Raw genomic sequence first — 19,060 nt, 5'->3', positions numbered from 1 at the left:
ATTTTAAATCTAAATTTATACCTTTAATGAGGCGTGCAATACGCCTCATTAAGTTTTTCTTTATAATTTTGCAGGTATAACTGCATAGCTTACTGATTTATTTCTAACTTTTTTTGCACAATAATAAAATATTAATGCAAATACTGCAGCGCTAATATCAACAAAACCGCTTTGATAATATTTTAAAAAATCATCAGCTAATAAAGCCTGTATAAGTGTTGAAACTCCCATACCAGCAGATAAAAGTGTAATACCCATTAAGCCCCAATAGCTAGCGTGGTGAGTTCCTTTAAAAAAGGTATAAGCAACAAAGGCAAAAAATACCAAATAGTAACTATAGAGATAGCTGTAATTTGCGTTACCCATATATTGGTTAGTCCATTTAGCTTGTAATAAAGTGGCAACCATTGCAATCATTGACCCTAAGCAAACACCAATTGTTAAATTTGCCATAAATCGTGTACTTCGTTTGTTGGCATCTTGTTTAAAGCGCTTGTCTAGCCATAATAAGTTACCAGAGTAAAATAAGAATGCGCCAAGTAGCCCCATAACAAAATACCCCCAACGTCCCCATTCACCTCCATAAGTACCAAAGTGAAGTGAAAAGAAACTTCCTACTATATTACCCCAAACACCATCATCTCCTTGCGGATAGCTTGAGTTAAGTACTTCTAATGTATAGGGGTGTAAGAATAAGTAGTCGGTATCAGGTCCGCGAACGACAGCGCTGCTATTACTCATTTTTAATGTTGCAGTCGGACTGTTTGTATTTAAACGACTAAATGTAATGTGAATTGGCTCATAACCTGGGGCGTAGTTTTTTGCCGCTAGGAGCTGCTTATTTATGCTTGGTAAGTTTGCAATATGATAATTATGTGCTGCTGGGGCAGGACGTTGAAAAAAGGATTTATCGTCATAAAATGCTGATAGACCATCATAAACCAGATCATGAAATGCAAATACCACCACAGTAAACGCTATAATTAAATGAAAAGGCAAGCTGGCGATCCCAACTAAATTATGACTATCGAGCCAAAAGCGACTGGCGCCTTTTTCTTTTCGAATCGCAAAAAAGGTTTTTACAAGCGTAGGTAGTAAAATAATTACGCCAGACACCAATGCTAAAAAGTACAGCGCAGATGCTATACCGAGTATATATACGCCTGATTGGTCGTGCCCAATTTCGCCTGCAAACCCTGCGGTTCGATGTAAGTAATCTATTAAATCTGCAAGTTTATTCTCACTTTGTTGCTGTATTACAAGATCATTTTGCTGGTTTAGATAGAGCACCTGTAATTGATTATCAAGTTTCATCCCGCGCTCTTTACCTTGGCTATACCAAGATAGTGGCGCTTGATTTGTTAATAAGTCGAGAGAAAAACCATTACCCATTTGCTCAGGGTACTTAGCTATTGCTTGATCAACCAATGTTTGGTGATTGTTAGTGTGTGGTTTAGTCACTGGTGCACTGGCGGGGTTTGCCCACTGTGCTAATTCGTGTTTAAACATGGTTAAACTACCAGCATAAAAACCTATAAAAAGTACTAAACCTGCAATTATTCCAGTCCATGTATGCACGCCTTGGTAGGTACGCAAAATATCGGCTCTTACTCTCATAGCCAATTCCTTAAAATTATAAATAAACTATATAGCGTTATATTTAAGCCCCCAAGTGTCAGCCAAGCATTTTTTGCTGAACTAAACAGGTAGGTGAAGCTAAAAATAGTTAACCATAAAATGGGTATCATCCACATATTAAATTGCACTTTGTCGGGCGCATCTATGCCTCCCGCTCCGTACCATGCAAAAAAAGCAACGAGAATAAACGCTAGCGCTAGCCCTAAAAAACAACCAGCCAAACTTTTGCCAAGCCAAGTTGGTTTTATTTTTTGCCTTTGTGCAGATGACATTATTTTACTTCCTTGTGTTTAATCAGGCTTACGATCGGAATTATTATTAAAGCGAGCATTATCATTAAAATGATAAAAAATACGGCTGCCGCATTAGAAAAAGCATATAAGGCTAATGGTATTGCAATAACAAAAAGGATAAATGAGAGCTTGCGCCAGCTTTTGTTAATGGGTTTGCTTAGAAGTCGTTGGTGGCGGTTACTAAGATAAAACAGGGATGTAGCAGTAAATAAAATAAGAGAAAGGGTAAGTTGCAACATAAATTAAAACACTTATTAATGATGTTGCTATTCTAAATGATAACTAAACTCAATTGCAACAAGTGTGTGTTTGTGCTATTTTTTCGAAAAATAAAACAACTATCCATAAAAGGAAATAACTGTGGTAGCTTCATTTAAGCCTAATAAACTTTCACTACTGATTACAAGCTCTTTGTTATTGGCTCAAAGTAATGCATTTGCTGATGAAACAAGTCGAGAATCAATAGATACAATTATTGTAACAGGCGAAAAAATCGAAAGGTCACTCAAAGATACGATTACATCGGTTGCAGTGGTAGATAAGTCACTATTAGAAAATGGACAACTAGGTTCGGTTTCAGAAGCTTTGGCAGAAATGGCAAATGTAGTGGTACTTACTGGAGCCGTGCCAGATATGCGCGGTGTGTCGGGTAATGGTGGTGCAACAGGTTTTAACTCATTTAGTGGAGGCTCTAAAGCAAGAGTATCAACGCTTGTTGATGGTGTAAGTCAGCCATTTGTAGCTGATTTAACCGGTGATACAGGTTTGTGGGATATAGATCAAATAGCGGTATACCGTGGACCGCAGTCAACTAGCAATGGTCGTAATAGCATTGGTGGTGCAGTTTATATGACAACCAAAGCACCAACACAAGATTTTGAAGGTGCTGTGCGCGTTGGGTATAGAAATCAAGATAGTTACCTTGATACAGCCGCTGTTGTTTCGGGGGCTTTAATTGAGGATGTACTAGCATTTCGTTTATCTACTCAATATGTAAATGGTGAAACCTTTAGCAACCCAACGATACATGAAACCAATCCAACAGATAAAAACTTAAATCAGCTTAATACCAGTAGTACGCGTGCAAAATTACTGTATACCCCAACGACCGATTTAGCTGTACAGCTAACTTACTCTACCTACAGTGAAGAGGGTAATACAGGTCGTAAGTACTTTGAAGGTGATGAACCGTTTGATTATGTACCGTTATTTCAGCGCGATATGGATACCCAGTCAGACACGACCCAGGTAAATATTGATTATAAAATAAATGATAACTTTTCGTTCGATATATTACTCGCTTATATGGATTATGACTGGGGCTTTGAAGCATATGAGGCACTTGCCAGTGCGGAGTCTGATATTTCTATGGATGAAAAAAATATCACAATTGATAGTAAATTAAATTTTGGCTTAAATAGTGATTTTTATTCGGGTTTTGTAGGTATTGCTTATTTTGACCGTGAACAAGACTTTAAAAGCGTTGGTGCAACCAATTATTTTGGTGACGATAGTAGTGACTCTAAAGCAATTTATGGCGAAACAAGCTTTGAGTTAACAAATGAGCTTACGTTAACAGCGGGGCTGCGAGTTGAGCGTGAAGAACAACTTCGTAATTTTGATATGGCTTTTGGTGGCAGCAGATTAGTTGAGCAATTAGATAATTCTAATACGATAAAACTACCTACGGTAGCTGTTCAATATAAAGTAACTAATAACACTACCTTATCGGCAAGTGCTCGTCGTGGTTATAACGCTGGTGGTGGTGCCTTAGATTTTGCTGCACAAGAATACTATTACTACGAGCAAGAATCAGTAAATACCTATGAAGTAGGCTCGCGTAGCGTACTAAATAATGGTGATTTAAATATTAGTGCTAATATTTTTTACAATAACTTTAATGGTTATCAAGCTTTAAGCTCAAGTCGAAAAATCACTAATATTGACGATGCGCATAGCTATGGCTTAGAACTTGAAGCATATAGCATGCTAGGTGAGCAATGGCAGTTACATGCAGGGCTAGGTTTATTAAAAACTAAAATAGATGAATCAGCGACTTATTCAGATGCAGTGGGTAACGAATTAAACTCAGCACCAGAGCTAACTGCAAGTTTAGGTTTATCGCATTGGTTTACAGATAGCTTAAAGTTAAATGTGAGCGCTAATTATGTAGACGATTACTATGGCGATTTAACTAATACAGAAGAGCGTGTTGCCGGAGGTTATACAATTACGCGTGCAACAATAAGCTATAATAGCGATCATTGGTTGGTGAGTGCTTTTATTAATAATGCATTAGATGAAGAAGCATTTACGTCAGTTGAGCCTGCAAGTGGTCGTTACCCAACGGGTTATGTTGCGGTAGTGAATCCTCAAACGTTAGGTGCTTCAGTAACGTATCGTTTTTAACGTGCTTCTAAAATAATGAATTGGAAATTGTAACGCTACTTTTTAAAGGTAAAATAATTTAAAGCCCTAAAGCATTAGGGCTTTTCAATAAAGGGGGAACTTTAACCGAGCTTAAATTAAATAATGTCGCGCACTTGTTGTTTAAATGACTTGCCAATTTTAACTGACACGCCTGATGCTAGTTGAACGCTTTCAGTACTTAACGCGACCACTTTGTGTTTGTTAATCACGTAAGATTTGTGGACTTGAATAAATGAAGTATCAAGTTCCTGCAATATGTATTTGAGAGTACTGCTTGCAAGTAATGATTTTTCACCTTGCCATACTCTTACGTAATTTCCATACGCTTCAAACATGTCTATATCGCTTAATTGAATTTTATGTTTTTCACGATCGATTTTAAGCGTAATAGTCAGAGGTGCCTTGGGATTTAGCGTTATGTGTTTTCTTTTTTTCCGTACTTTATTGAGTGCTTGTTCAAGGCGTTGCGCAGAGACTGGTTTTAGTAGGTAGTCAGTTACGTCTAGTTCAAAACCGGCTAAAGCATATTCTTGATACGCACTAATAATAATCACTTGTGGTCGATTCGCGAGCACTTTTAGTAATGCAATCCCTGATAGTTCGGGCATGCTTATGTCTAAAAATAACAAATCAATAGATGATGTGGCTAAAGCACATAATGCATCTTTAGCGTTAAGGTATTGTCCGCTTATATTAATATCTTTATGGGCACTTAAATGATGCAGTATAACGTCATGCGCGAGCGGCTCGTCATCAACAATTATTGTGTTTAGCATGTAGCCAGCTCCAATTTAAGTGTGGTTTGCCAAAGGTTTTTATTTTCATTAATAATTAATGTGTGCTTATTTGGATATAAAAGGGTCAGCCTACGGCGTAAATTGTTAAGTCCCATCCCATGCTCTGAATTGTTATTAGGTAGAATAGGATTAGATGAAAATAGCGTTAGTATGTTATCGGCCATGGTGATTTTAAACACAACTGTTACTTTTTGTGACGTCGGCTCTACACCATGCTTTATCGCGTTTTCTAAAATCATTATTAACAGTAGTGGCGAAATTAAATAGTGTTGTTGATATTCAGGCCATTGCACATCAAAGTTACAGCGCTCAGCACTTCGCAAACGCTGTAATGCAATAAAACCTTTTAAGTAATTGATTTCTTTTTCTAAACTCACCTGTGCTTTTTGGCCTTCATAAACACTGTAACGCAGTAAATTAGCTAATTGCATAACAAGATCTGGTGCATTATCTGCTTTTTTTAATGTCAGCGCGTAAAGGTTGTTTAATGTATTAAATAAAAAATGAGGGTTAATTTGCTGCTGAAGTAGCATTAGCTCTGTTTTTGTTTGTTGCTGGGCAATGTTGCTAATTTGAACGTGTTGTTGCTGTCGTTCAAACGCTAAAATAATCGGTGTGCTTATAGCTAAAAACAAAAATACGAACTGATAATTTTCAGGGCTGAAAATATTATCATTACCGCCTGGTGTTAAGTTAGCAATGCCTGAGGGTAAATCGTTAATAGGTAACAGTAGCAAGCACGATGTTAATATAGGTGTAAGTACAACGAGGCTTATTAAACTTGCAAACAAAAATATTAATACGCCATGATAGGTTAATACGTAGCGTATTAATAAATATCTATTTAATAAATACACTCCATATACTAATCCGGCACAAACAGTAATTTGCCAAAGGTAACCCAAAAAAGTATCAAACTGTGTGAATACTTTATAAACATCAATAACAGGCTCAATAGGCTGGTTTAACATAGGATCAGTGTGCGTATTGAGTATGCTTGATGTAACTATTGCCCAACCTAAAAGTACTATAAACACGACTGTATCAAGTGAAAACAAGGATTTAAGCCATTTATTACTCAACACATTGTTATTTTTATTAGTGCGTTTAGTAATAAGCCATATACCACTTGCAGATGCGCACAGTGTCCAACATTGTGCATCAAGGTATTGCCATTGCGAAAAGTTAAGAAGTTGGTTATTAAATACTAGCAAGAGAGATGGATAGGCTAAAAAGCCTAACAGCCAAACTATGATTGCGGGTGTAAGTAATAAACGATATGCAAACGCATGGGCAATAAAAAAGGGAATACACTGTAAAAAAAGTTGAATATTAATAGTCAGATATTGGCTAGTTGAATCCATATGTGATGACAAAAAGCGTATATGAGAGTCGAGCATAATAGCGGCTATTAGCGGTAAAAAAATTATTAGCTGGGTAATGCTAAAGCGTTGCCATATTGGTGTATTGGCTTGCTGCATATGTGACTCCGTTTTTATTATAGTTTCTGAGCAGATATGCTTAGATAAAATTGTCTTTTTATTTTAAACATTACCTTTGCACAATTCACTACGCTGAGCGCGCTAGTTTATCCATAAAATTGTTTCAATCATAATTTATTTTTAAAATAATTATTTTATTTCATAGGGTTAGTAACCGTTTTAAGCATACTAGGCCGTTTATTTAAATGATGAAAGGTCATATTTAAATGACCAACGTTACTTTTTTATGTTCATCATTTATTTCAATACGTTAACCATTATTTTCTCGCTTGTATTGACTTGCTTTCTTAAGCTGGTGCTATACCAATTAAGGATGAAACTAATGCTTACACTGAAAAATATCAACAAAAAATACGCAGATGGTACGCAGGCTTTGAATGATGTGACGATCACTCTACCCGCCGGTATGGTCGGTCTACTTGGCCCTAATGGAGCGGGTAAATCAACACTTATGCGCACACTCGCGTGTTTACAAAATGCCGACTCCGGACATATTAATTTTAATGGCCTTGATGTGATTAGCCAACCAGATGCGCTTAGATCGCAGCTAGGCTATTTACCACAATATTTTGGCGTGTACCCCAACATGAGTTGTCGGGCGTTACTTGAGCATATTGCCGTATTAAAAGGCATAGATGGTAATGCACGCAAAAACCAAATTAATAGTTTACTTGAGCTAACCAATTTGACTCAGTTTGCTAATAAAAAGGTCGTTAATTTTTCGGGAGGAATGAAGCAGCGTTTTGGTGTGGCTCAGGCTTTGTTAGGTAACCCAAAGCTAATTATTATGGATGAACCCACTGCTGGGCTTGATCCTGTGGAGCGAGAAAGTTTAAATAATTTACTCGTTAGTATTAGTCAAAATAGGTTGGTATTGTTATCGACCCATATTGTTGAAGATGTAGAAAATTTATGTCACTACGTGGCCATTATAGATCAAGGAGCACTCATACAAAGCGGTGACGTAAAAGAGTTACTAGTTCCTTTAGAAGGTAAGATTTGGCAGCTCGAAAGTTTACCCACGGGCATACCGAATCAGTATGTATTAAGTAAGAGCCATCGCTATGGTAGAGCGTCATTTCGTGTGTATGCAGACACGGCTCCTGCACAAAATGCAATAAACTCGCCCGCTACGCTTCAAGACAAGTACTTTTTTGCACTTAATGAAGGAAGTCAAACATGTTAATTTTTAATGAGTGGCGATATGCAGTGCGCCAACCACTTGTTTGGCTGTGCATTATTATCCCTTTGGTATTTGCGGTTATGTTGTCCTCTGGGCTTGCAGCAGTTGAAGTTAATTCGTTAAAACAATTTAAGTTAAATATTACAATGCTACAAATGATGCAGTTACCTGTGCTTGTAGGAGTATTGGCGCCCGTTATATTTTTACGAGATCAGCACGCGTCAATGCAGGAGCTTATTTATGCTACGCAAACTAGCTTATTTAAGCGCAGTTTAGCAAGAGTATGCTTACTGATTTGCTTGGTTTTTATTATTAGTTTAATCAGTGATTTAGTAATGATATACATGCAAGTAAGGCAATTGGGCTATATACCAAATATGGTTTCTTTTACTGTATTTAATAGCTTTTTAGTGTTGTTACCAAATAGCTGCTTTTTAGTTGTTGTTGCCTTTTTTGTTTGCCATAAATCAGCTAATTCATTACCCAATTATGTTGTTTTTACAGTGTTGTGGATAGGCTACATAATGCTTGCAAGTATTACCGGAAATCCAATGCTTGCTGGAAGTAGTATTATAAGCAATCGATTTTATACATTATTTGTTTGGCTTGACCCTTTTGCATACACAGCCGTAATAAACAGTTTAACCAATTCATTAGGAGCTTCATTTGCTATTAATCGCGTTGTTGTGAGTATGCTTGCTGTTGGTATTTTTTATATTACTTTTAGTAAAAATAAAAAACACACATTATTAAAGAGTGAAAATGGTAAAAATACTAACGAATACATTCGTTACAACACGTTAGAACCCGCTGAATATAAAACAGCGAAAGTCACAAAAAAACCATTTTTGATGATGGCCAGTTTATACAAAATTACGCTGGTTAATTTGGTTTCACACCCTGTTACTTTACTGATTATTTTTGTTTGGCCGGTGATAGTTTTTAATAGTGTTGCCTCGTCGTCTGGTTATGTTGAACCAATGAGTGTTATGAGCACCACAAGCCTTGATGCGATCAGTTATTATGCATTTGATATGCATTTGATATGCAATTGTTGTTTGGCACTTTATTAATGGCTTTGTGGAGCTGGCAAGTAAGCTGTTTCGCTAAATACTATAATATAGCTGAGCTGATCGCTGCCACACCGCTCAAAACATATTACTTTTTAAACAGTCAGTTATTGGCCCTAGGTACTATGATATTGTTTTTTTTAACAATGAGCTTATTAGGGGCAAGTGCAGCTCAGTGGTTTTTACACAGTGCATATCAATTTGAAGTACATTTAACCATTTTATTTTTGATGGCAATTGTGCTTGCCATTATTGCGTGTGTATTTTTGTGTGTATTTAATTTGTGTCGTTCGCAGCTTATTGCGGGTTTGCTAATTGCTGTTATTTTACTGATCAAATTTACACCGATAATGACTAGCCTTGGCCTCACGCATACATTGTGGAGTGTTGGTTGGACGCCTTTGCAGGCACCTGATAACTTTTGGGGTTATCGTGCAAGTATAAGTAGTTATTGGCCTTATATATCAGTTTGGTTAGTGGCGTGTATAAGTTTAGTTATAATTACGGGGATTTTTAATCACCGAGGTGCCGGGTTGAGCCAAAGAGTAATGGGGGTTAAACATTTTTGGTTACTTATTCCTTTACTTATCACTGTGGCACTATTTACTCAATTACATTTAAGACTGGTTGAGGAGAAGCCTTTAACCAACTCGCATAAACGCGAGGCATTTAAAGCACAATACGAAAAAGCATTCTCACAATGGCGCAATGTAGCACAGCCAAACATTGTGCACATTGATGCTAATGTAGGCTTTTATCCGCATCAGCAGCAAGCTCATTTTTCCTTAATATATACCTTAAAAAACACCCATCAAGCCCCTATTAAAGAGATATTGGTTGGGCGCTCTGGTTTTTATAAATGGGCCGATATTGAAATCGATGGCGCGCAAAGGGCTAAAAGCTTTCCCTTGCTTAATCAAGCTGTGTTTAAGTTTGAGAATGAAATGCAGCCAGGAGAAATACGTAAACTAGTTACACGGTTTGATGTTCATCAAGCTAAGCTTTGGCCAGTAAGAGGCCATCAGATAATAACCCCTGAATTTAGCTATATACGATCAGTGCCTTTATTGCCGACTGTTGGCTATCAAGGTAATTATGAATTAACCGATCCGATACTTCGTCAGCAACACGCACTTAAAGTGAAGTCGGTGATTAGACCCACGAAGCTATTTGCTAAAACGGCGAAAGCAAGTACTCATTACCAGTGGCTTACTATGTCGAGTAAAGTGAGTACAACAAGGGGTTATCAGGTTATAACCCAAGGAGAGGAAATATCACGTACCAGCAAAGATGACCGCGAAATATTTCATTTTGAGACTCGTACACCCATAAATGCAATCCCAGCTTGGGTCACGGTGCCTTATTCCCCTGTTACCAAACAGCAAAATGGCGTGATATTAAACGTGTTTGCTAAAGATAAAAACGAGCCAGCACGAGCGGAGTCTATAGCTATAAACCTCAGCGCAATGGGCGATACAATAAAATGGCTTAATAATATAAGCCCTTATAGAGCAAAACAATTGAGTTTAATAGGCTCGCCTAGTGTTGGTGCTACAGGTTATGCATTGCCGCAACTTATACTTATTGAAGACAGTGTTGGTTTTAGATCAAAGCCAAGCGCTAATGCAGGCTTTGATCAACGCTATCGCCGTGCAGTTCATGAAACCGCGCATCAATGGTTTGGCCATGATATTGGTAATGGGGTATTTTCAGATAGCGCTTTTTTAGTGGAGTCTATGGCAAAGTATATTGAGCTTGTTGTTATAGAGCAGCGTTATGGGAAAGCGACAATGCAAGCGCTGGTTGAGTATGAAACAACACGCTATGAGCAAAGTATGCTGATGAACATAAAGGAGCGAACAGCCTTGGTTGATGCTACACAAAGCTTTGACCAATATTCGCGAGCAACCATTGTCTTTGCTAAGCTACGCGCTGCTATTGGGGATGAACCCATTATTAATGCGCTCAAGTTGGTTTGGGAAAATCATGGTTATCCAAACAGTCCCGCCAATTCTATGGATTTTATACGAGCATTAAAACATGAAGCTGGAAAAGAACAAGAAAGCTTAATAAACACACTGTTTTTAGAGTAAGTACGTTTAATTTGAACATATATTTAGTAAATCAAAAGCCCTATTATTTTAGGGCTTTTTGTTGCGTGCAGATTATTTTGCATTATTTACCTGCGCTAGTAACTCTATAACTTTTTGTTGACCAAATGTTTGTGCAAATTGCTCGGCTGTTTGACCGGCTTTGTTTTGATGCGCGTTGTCGCAATCAAGTGATACGAGTGTTTTAGCTATACTAAATTCACCTCTAAAAATAGCGGCCATTAGCGCTGTGTTGCCACGGTTATCTTCTAGACAGGCATTAGCGCCTAAGTGTAAAAGTGTGTTAACCGTGTTTTTATTACCATGGTAAGTAGCAATCATTAACGCGGTGTAGCCTTTATTGTTGTAGCTGTCGATAGGAATACCAGCATCTACAAATTGCTCTATTACAGCTGTGTCGTTTGTACGTGCTGCGGCAAAGTAATAAGCAAATAAGCTTTGGTATTGAGTTTTTGCAGAATGTTGGCTTTCAACTTGTGTACTGGTTGTTTGTGTATCTGATGTACTTTGAGCGTAAACGCTACTGGTAAAGCTCAGTAGTAGAACGACTATAATTAATAAATTACGCATAACCATTGTCTCTTATAAAAAGAGGAAGGGGTTATCCCTTCCTCATAATTGTGGTTGCTTATATAGCTGCTTGCTTAGTTGGGACTAATTTTTTACAACTGATTGCTTACAAGCTAGTTAATTACAACTAGCTACTTACAAGTTAGCGGCTAGTTGTTTAACCATTTTAAGGTCGCCGTTTACAGCTTTAGTTAAGCGTGTACCGTACTCGCTATCTGCTTTGTAAAAGTGGCTAAGCATTTTGTGTTTAACACTGCTGTTTTGCACTTTACCTAAATCGCCTGCTAGGTTATTAATTAGGTTTGTACGTTCTTGTTTGCTAAAACCACGGTATATAACACCTGCTTGCGCGAAGTTTTGCTGCTTTTTAATCGCGGCTTGTTGTACAAAGCCTTTAAGCTCTGTGTTACTTCTACGTGCAATTGGGTTTTCAGCTACGTTTTCTTGGCTTGGCTGGTAGTTCACATTGCTTGTCGTGTTACCAATATTCATTGCGCCGTCTTGGTTGTAGTTAACCACTTCAACTTTTGCACGGTTAATTGGCAGTTGCTGGTGGTTAGCACCTAGGCGGTACATTTGTGTATCAGCGTAAGAAAACATACGACCTTGTAATAGTCTGTCTTCTGATGGCTCAATACCTGGAATAATGTTTGCCGGTGCCATTGCTACTTGTTCTGTAGATTGGAAGAAGTTAGTTGGCATACGGTTTAAGGTCATTGTTCCTACTTTAGTTTCTTTAATGTCTAACCACATTTTTGTTGCATCTAACGGGTTGTAATCAAAGTCATCAAGTTGCGACGGATCAAGCGTTTTAATGTACAGATCCCATTTTGGGAAATTGCCTCTGTTTATTTCAGTGTATAAATCTTGTGTTAAATGCTGAAAGTTTTGGCTTTGTACTTTTGCCACTTCTTTTGCGTCAAGGTTATCAATGCCTTGCTGGCTTACCCAATGAAACTTAACGTATTTAACATCACCCGATTTATTAATCATTTTGTATGCATGTACACCCCAACCGTCCATTTTACGAAGACTTGCTGGTGTACCGTAGTCGCTGTAAACCCACGTTAGCATTTGTGTAGAACCTGGTTCATGCGAGAAAAAGTCAAATACACGGTTAGGATCTTGAATGTTATCAACCGGAGATGGTTTTAAAGAGTGAACCATGTCTGGAAATTTAATCGCATCACGAATAAAGAACACAGGTAAGTTATTACCTACTAAATCCCAGTTACCTTGGTCTGTGTAAAACTTAGTTGCAAAGCCACGTGGGTCACGCAGTGTTTCTGGGCTACCTTTAGAGTGAATTACAGATGAAAAGCGAACAAATACGTCTGTTTCTTTACCTGCTTGTGCAAACGGTGCTGCAATTGTTAAATCGTCTAGCTCTTTTGATGCTACAAACACACCGTGTGCGCCAGTACCACGAGCATGCACAACACGCTCAGGAATACGCTCACGTGCAAAGCGTTGTAGCTTTTGAATTAGTTGCACGTCTTCTAGTAATACACTGCCACGTTCGCCTGCAGTAATTGAATTTTGGTTGTCGCCAACAGCTGCGCCGTTATCTTTAGTAAGTTTTGTTGCTGCGCTTGCCGGTAATGCCATTGCAAGTGCTAGTGCAGTTAGTGTTAATTTTGTTTTGTTTATTTGAGTATTCATTGTCGACCTCATCTATTTAAAAGTGCCGGCAGTGGTGCAGGCTGTTAATCTGTTAACGATAGTATTGATTTTATTAACTTCGGTAAAACTGATTAATTAGATTGATGTGATTTGTAAAACAGATGAAATAAATTAACAGGAGCACTTTTTACGTTAACGGAATTTTTTTACTACGACCTTGGTCGCAATATGCTTTTATAAAGTTGATTAAATACAAAGGTTTTTAGTTTTATCTGAGTGTATTTTCACCAAGCTGGTGCGTTTTATACTTACAGTGTGTTGACATATTCGTGCAATAAAGGGAATATGCTCAATCTGTGGGCTTATGCTCATTGTTGAGTTGCACTAAAAAGCTGCACAATATTAATCGCGCTTAACTCGTTATACCTAAATTAGCTAAACCAAACAGTTTTAATAAGGTGACAAGATGAATACTAATATTGAGCTAGTGATATTTGATTGTGATGGCGTTGTTATTGATAGCGAAATTTTAAGCGCACAAGTACTCATTAATATGCTTGTTGAAAAAGGCGTTGAGATTGACCGCGCTTATGTACAGCAACACTTTTTAGGCTGCAACTTTAAAACAGTAAGCCAAAAAATAGCGGATGCATTTAATGTCACTCTTCCTGAAAGCTTTGAAGGTGACTACCGCGAGGCACTATTAAACGAATTTGAAACCGGACTAACCACGACTGACGGTATAAAAGACGTACTTAACAATTTAGCTGTGCCTATTTGTATAGCTACTAGCAGCAGCCCAGCACGCACCGCAAAAGCGTTGAGCGTAGTGAGTTTAAGTAAGTACTTTAGCGATACGGTTTTTACCAGCAGCGAAGTTAAGCGTGGCAAACCAGCACCCGATTTATTTTTACATGCAGCTAAACAAATGGGTGTAAAGCCAGAGCATTGTTTAGTGATTGAAGACAGTAAAGCCGGCGTAAATGCAGGAATCGACGCCAACATGCAAGTACTGCATTACAGCGGTGGGCAACATATGCAAGGCTCTGTTAATCATGTGCACAGTGCTTACCCAAATGTTGATCATTTAACGCATTGGCAAGATTTTTTTAGTGCATACCCTGCACTTAAAAAGCAGTAAACACGCGGCTTTTTAAATACACAAAGTTTTAAACGCGATTTGCTCGCCTTACACACTGACAGGCAAGCAAACGCAAAATATAAATGTAGATGGTTTTGCTTTACTAAAAATAAAACAAAACATGGCAAAACATCATGCGTTTATAAGCCAAATTATAAAAGGCAAAGTATTTAGGTATTAAATGCTTTGCTGTTAACAATAGGAAATACCATGGCAACGAGTCCACACACACAAACATTTAAAGATGTAAACGAAGAGCAACTTCCTGTTGCTAATAATAAGCTTCATGGCTGGAAACATTTTGCAGGGCTATATGCTGGCGAACATGTTGCGGCTACTGAATTTGTTATTGGTGCAACGTTTGTTGCATTAGGCGCTTCAACCATCGACATTCTACTGGGTTTATTAATAGGTAACCTGTTAGCAATGTGTTCTTGGTGGCTGATTACTGCACCCATTGCAGTAGAAACCCGCTTAAGTTTATATAACTACTTAAACAAAATCGCTGGTAACTCAATGACCAAGCTCTATAACTGGGCTAACGTGGTTATTTTTAGTGTTATATCGGCCGCCATGATCACGGTATCCTCCACCGCCGTGCGGTTTTTGTTTGATATACCTGCGCAACTTGATTGGTATCCAAATAGCTTTTGGTTTGTAGCCATTGTTTTAGCTGTTGGCTCTATTGTTGTGTTTGTTGCGATGTATGGCTTTTCTACGGTTGCTGACTTTTCGAAACTGTGCGCGCCGTGGCTATTTGTTATATTTATTGCAGGTTCGTTCGCGTTATTCCCTGAGCTTTCAAATCACGTATTAGGGTCTACCTCTTTAACTAGCTTTAGCGACTTTATGACCATAGGCGACTCCTCCATATGGACGGGAACCAATGCCGATGGTGAAAAAGGCATTGGCCTATTAGAAGTGATTGGCTTTGCATGGGCTGCTAACTCAATTACTCACTTTGGTTTAATCGACATGGCTATTTTTAGATTTGCTAAACGCAAAAGCTATGGCTTGTTTTCTGGCGTGGGCATGTTTTTTGGTCATTACTTAGCGTGGATCTCTGCCGGTATTATGGGCGCAGGTGTTGCGGTATTACTTAAAACAACTATTTCATCACTTGATCCGGGCGATGTTGCATACCATGCATTAGGTTGGACTGGCTTTGTTATTGTAATTATTGCCGGTTGGACTACAGCTAACGCAAACCTTTACCGTGCAGGTCTTGCAGCACAATCTATATTTGTTAATCAATCACGTGAACGCACAACCGCTATTGTAGGTGTTGTAACCGTGATTATTGCGTGTTTCCCGTTTGTATTTTCACAAATGCTTCCGCTACTTACCTATGCAGGCTTATTAGTTGTGCCAGTAGGCGGCATTGTGTTTGCTGAACATGTGTTATTTCCTAAAATTGGCCTAACACGTTACTGGGCTAAATATAAAAACATTACCCGCAGCGTACCGGCTATAGCATCTTGGGCGTTAGCACTTGTGTTTGGATTTGGTTTAAATGCTATTGATGTAATGTCGTTTTACTACTTATTTATTCCTACGTGGATTTTCACAATCGTTATTTATACGCTTTTAGCTAAAAAATACGGCGCCGGTGAAGATTACACACAAGAGATTGAAGCAGAAGAGCAAGAGCAACGTGATATTAAAGAATATCAAGCTGCTGAAGCGAAAGACATTCCAAAGCCAGTAATTGACAGCTCTGTATTTACCAAAGTACTTAACGCGGTTTCTACGGTTTCACTGGTTATTATTTTTATATTTGCCAGCCAGGTGATGTTTTTCAGTGAAACTATGAGTATGTACAGCGCTAATAAATCGCAATTCGAAATAGCCTGTTTTATTTGTACTGTTATTTATTTTGTTACTGCGTACTGGTCGTTAAAACGCCATAAAGTACTCAATACAGCATCGTAATTACTTATCGTAATACAGTATCGTAATTTATATTTTATTTTTGTTTAGTAAGGTCGCACCATGACGCAACATCAACACACTGACGCTCTAGTTACAGGGCTAAACCAACAAAGCTTGGCTCAATTACCAAGCCATGTTGATACACCAACCTACGACCGTAGCGCAGTTAAAGCCGGTATTGTTCATATTGGCGTGGGCGGTTTTCATCGTGCTCATCAAGCGGTATATGTTAACGAGCTTTTAAAAACCCCAGGCTCTGAGCAATGGGGCATATGTGGTGTTGGCCTTTTAGAGGGTAACCGTGGTCTGCGTGATATTTTAAAGCAGCAAGATTACCTTTATACCTTAACGGTAAGACACCCAGACGGTAAAATAGATAACAAAGTAATTGGCTCAATGATCGACTTTTTGTTTGCTCCAGAGGACAAACAAGCGGTAATTAATAAGTTAGCGCACAGCGATACTAAAATTGTGTCGCTTACTATTACCGAAGGCGGCTACAACTTTAACCCTGCAACGGGCGAGTTTGATTACAGTAATCCAGATATTATTAACGACATTAATAACCCGAACGACCCAATTACAGCGTTTGGTTACATTACGGCTGCGTTAAAACTGCGTAAAGAGCAAGGCTTAGGCGCATTTACAGTGCAGTCGTGCGATAACATTCAGCACAACGGTAACGTAACACGTAAAATGCTTTTAGCCTTTGCTACAGAGCAAGACAAAGACCTAAGTGAGTGGATTGAGCAAAACGTATCGTTTCCAAATGCGATGGTTGACCGTATTACACCGGTATCTAAAAAGAGTGATATTGATTATGTGGTTGATGCATATGGTGTTAGCGACGAGTGGCCAATTACCTGTGAGTCGTTTACACAATGGGTAATAGAGGACACATTTAGTGACTCTCGCCCAAATTGGGACGTTGTTGGTGCACAGTTTGTTACTGATGTAACGCCTTATGAAACCATGAAAATACGCTTACTTAATGCAGGGCATTCTGTACTTGGTTTATTAGGTTCAATCCATGGCTATGGCACTATAGACGAAACGGTATCTGATGAATTATTTGCCACATACCTGCGTGCTTTTATGGATAAAGAAGTAACGCCAAATCTTGAACCACTTGAAGGCATTGACCTTGAAAGCTACAAAGATACGTTAATAGAGCGTTTTGCTAATCCTAATATTAAAGACAGCCTAGCGCGTATCTGTAGTGAAAGCTCAGCTAAACTGCCTAAGTTTTTAATTGCTACAATTAACGAAAACCTAGTACAAGGTCGCGATGTATCACTGGCAACGCTTGTTATTGCTACTTGGTGCTTATACAGCGATAAGGGTTTAAGTGAAAACGGCGAGCAACTTGAAATTCAAGATGCGATGCACAAAGAGCTTAATTCTTACGCGCAAGAGACTCAAACTAGCCCGATTGCATTTTTAAAGTTAACGAGCTTGTTTGGTAAGCTTGAGCATAACGAAACGTTTACTGCTGAATATAAAAAGTCGATTGCTGCGTTGTATGCACCTAATAGTAAAATTAAAGCCATTATGCAGGCTGTACTTGATCAAAAGAGTAACTAATTATGAGCATTTTAATTAATCATAAATCAGGCGAAAACGTAAGTGTTAGCTGCTTTGGCGAAGTGCTGTGGGATTGTTTTGATTCAGGTAAACGCCTAGGTGGCGCGCCACTTAATATGTGTGTGCGTATTAACTCACTAGGCATTAAAGCCGACATGATAAGTGCAGTAGGTAACGACGAGTTAGGTGCTGAGTTACTTGGCGAAATTACTAGCAAAGGCGTAAGCTGCGAATACATTGCTATTAATAGTGACAAAAAAACTAGCACGGTTGAGGTAACACTCGACAGTGGTGGCTCAGCAAGTTATGAAATAGTGGCAGACACTGCGTGGGATAATATAGCGCTTACTGATGAGTTACTTAGTAAAGTTAAAAGTAGCGATGTATTTGTATTTGGCAGCCTAATTGGCCGAAGCGAAGCGTCTTTAGCAACGTTAAATCAACTAGTTGATGTAGCAAACTTTAAAGTATTTGACGTAAATCTACGTGCACCGCATTACAAGCTAGAAACACTTGTAGATTTAATGAATAAAGCAGACTTTATTAAGTTAAACGATGAAGAGCTATACGAAATAGCAAAAGCGATGGGGTGTAAGTTTCATTCGCTTGAACAAAATTTAGCGTTTATAGCACAGCAAACAAATACCGATTACTTATGTGTAACTAAAGGCAGCCACGGTGCTTTATTAACAATCAAAGGCGAGAATTTTTATAATTCAGGTTATTTAATTAGCGTAATTGACACTGTTGGCGCAGGGGATTCGTTTTTAGGTTCGTTAATTTATCAGCTTTGTAGCAACGACGATGCGCAATATGCCGTTGACTTTGCATGTGCCGTTGGAGCAATGGTCGCCGAAAGTTCTGGCGCAACACCTACTTTAACGCATCAACAAATTAGTGAGTTTATGAACCCACTTTAAAAAACATTGTGTGTGAAAGCGGTTATAACGTAAAAGTTTAACCGCTTTTTTTGTGCCCAAAATAAGACGTGTGTAATAAATATTCAATGTGGAGCGTTAAGTGTGCAGGTTGCGTAAATAGTGGCTTATATCGATTATTGTATTAGCTAAACGTCTTATTGTTTGAGGGTTGAAGCTTTGTTATTGTTCGTCGATTATTCACGGATTGAAAAGGCGGGGCGACACACAATGCGCTCTATAACTAAAATACAAAAAGAGAAACGTGC

The 19,060-nt window shown here is 38.4% G+C and carries 13 protein-coding genes; 8 read left to right on the top strand and 5 right to left on the bottom strand.

Annotated features, from left to right (window positions below; translation table 11 throughout):
- Positions 1–60: 60 nt before the first annotated feature.
- Entirely contained in the window at positions 61–1,617 is a 1,557-nt protein-coding gene (locus tag GQR54_RS09620; protein WP_166377437.1) for a PepSY-associated TM helix domain-containing protein, read from the bottom strand.
- 674 nt (positions 1,618–2,291) lie between these two features.
- Between GQR54_RS09620 and GQR54_RS09615 the strand changes: the two genes are divergently transcribed.
- Positions 2,292–4,340, top strand: coding sequence for a TonB-dependent receptor (locus tag GQR54_RS09615; RefSeq protein WP_165729000.1), 2,049 nt, complete (start codon positions 2,292–2,294; stop codon positions 4,338–4,340).
- 116 nt (positions 4,341–4,456) lie between these two features.
- On the opposite strand, the gene GQR54_RS09610 is transcribed toward GQR54_RS09615, so the two are convergent.
- Both GQR54_RS09610 and GQR54_RS09605 read right to left on the bottom strand, forming a co-directional pair.
- Positions 4,457–5,137 (bottom strand): LytTR family DNA-binding domain-containing protein, encoded by a 681-nt coding sequence (locus GQR54_RS09610; protein WP_166377435.1) that lies wholly within the window; start codon positions 5,135–5,137, stop codon positions 4,457–4,459.
- Positions 5,131–6,639, bottom strand: coding sequence for a sensor histidine kinase (locus GQR54_RS09605; protein ID WP_166377433.1), 1,509 nt, complete (start codon positions 6,637–6,639; stop codon positions 5,131–5,133). Before GQR54_RS09605 ends, GQR54_RS09610 begins: the two co-directional genes overlap by 7 nt.
- Before the next feature lie 343 nt (positions 6,640–6,982).
- On the opposite strand from GQR54_RS09605, the gene GQR54_RS09600 reads away from it, so the two are divergent.
- The 3 genes from GQR54_RS09600 (at position 6,983) to GQR54_RS19590 (ending at position 11,006) form a co-directional block, all read left to right on the top strand.
- Complete coding sequence (locus GQR54_RS09600; RefSeq protein WP_166377431.1) at positions 6,983–7,846, top strand: ABC transporter ATP-binding protein; 864 nt, start codon at positions 6,983–6,985, stop codon at positions 7,844–7,846.
- A complete protein-coding gene (locus GQR54_RS19595; RefSeq protein ID WP_240918921.1) occupies positions 7,840–8,916 on the top strand; it encodes a hypothetical protein in 1,077 nt (358 codons plus the stop codon). The genes GQR54_RS09600 and GQR54_RS19595 overlap by 7 nt, the downstream gene beginning before the upstream one ends.
- Before the next feature lie 128 nt (positions 8,917–9,044).
- Positions 9,045–11,006: a M1 family aminopeptidase gene (locus tag GQR54_RS19590; RefSeq protein ID WP_240918919.1), complete on the top strand. Its 1,962-nt coding sequence runs from the start codon at positions 9,045–9,047 to the stop codon at positions 11,004–11,006.
- Between the two features lie 72 nt (positions 11,007–11,078).
- Here GQR54_RS19590 and GQR54_RS09590 read toward each other — a convergent pair whose 3' ends face one another.
- Positions 11,079–11,594 (bottom strand): ankyrin repeat domain-containing protein, encoded by a 516-nt coding sequence (locus GQR54_RS09590; protein WP_166377429.1) that lies wholly within the window; start codon positions 11,592–11,594, stop codon positions 11,079–11,081.
- A 135-nt stretch (positions 11,595–11,729) separates the two neighbouring features.
- Complete coding sequence (locus tag GQR54_RS09585) at positions 11,730–13,256, bottom strand: catalase (protein ID WP_166377427.1); 1,527 nt, start codon at positions 13,254–13,256, stop codon at positions 11,730–11,732.
- 427 nt (positions 13,257–13,683) lie between these two features.
- Here GQR54_RS09585 and GQR54_RS09580 point away from each other — a divergent pair, with 427 nt between their 5' ends.
- From GQR54_RS09580 to GQR54_RS09565, 4 genes are all read left to right on the top strand, one after another.
- Positions 13,684–14,358 carry an HAD family hydrolase gene (locus tag GQR54_RS09580; protein WP_101216367.1) on the top strand — a complete coding sequence of 225 codons (675 nt, stop codon included), beginning with the start codon at positions 13,684–13,686 and terminating at the stop codon, positions 14,356–14,358.
- Positions 14,359–14,568: 210 nt separating this feature from the next.
- A complete protein-coding gene (locus tag GQR54_RS09575; protein ID WP_024591939.1) occupies positions 14,569–16,290 on the top strand; it encodes a membrane protein in 1,722 nt (573 codons plus the stop codon).
- Positions 16,291–16,350: 60 nt separating this feature from the next.
- A complete protein-coding gene (locus GQR54_RS09570; protein WP_024607706.1) occupies positions 16,351–17,874 on the top strand; it encodes a mannitol dehydrogenase family protein in 1,524 nt (507 codons plus the stop codon).
- Between the two features lie 2 nt (positions 17,875–17,876).
- The gene (locus GQR54_RS09565) at positions 17,877–18,794 is read left to right on the top strand and encodes a carbohydrate kinase (RefSeq protein ID WP_007584308.1); all 918 of its coding nucleotides are present in this window, start codon (positions 17,877–17,879) and stop codon (positions 18,792–18,794) included.
- Positions 18,795–19,060 lie beyond the last annotated feature (266 nt).

The organism is Pseudoalteromonas sp. Z9A4 (genome assembly GCF_011378845.1).
GTDB classification, from domain to species: Bacteria; Pseudomonadota; Gammaproteobacteria; order Enterobacterales; family Alteromonadaceae; genus Pseudoalteromonas; species Pseudoalteromonas arctica.
Note: the sequence above shows the minus strand (reverse complement) of the source record. Positions and strands in the feature narration are given on the sequence as shown.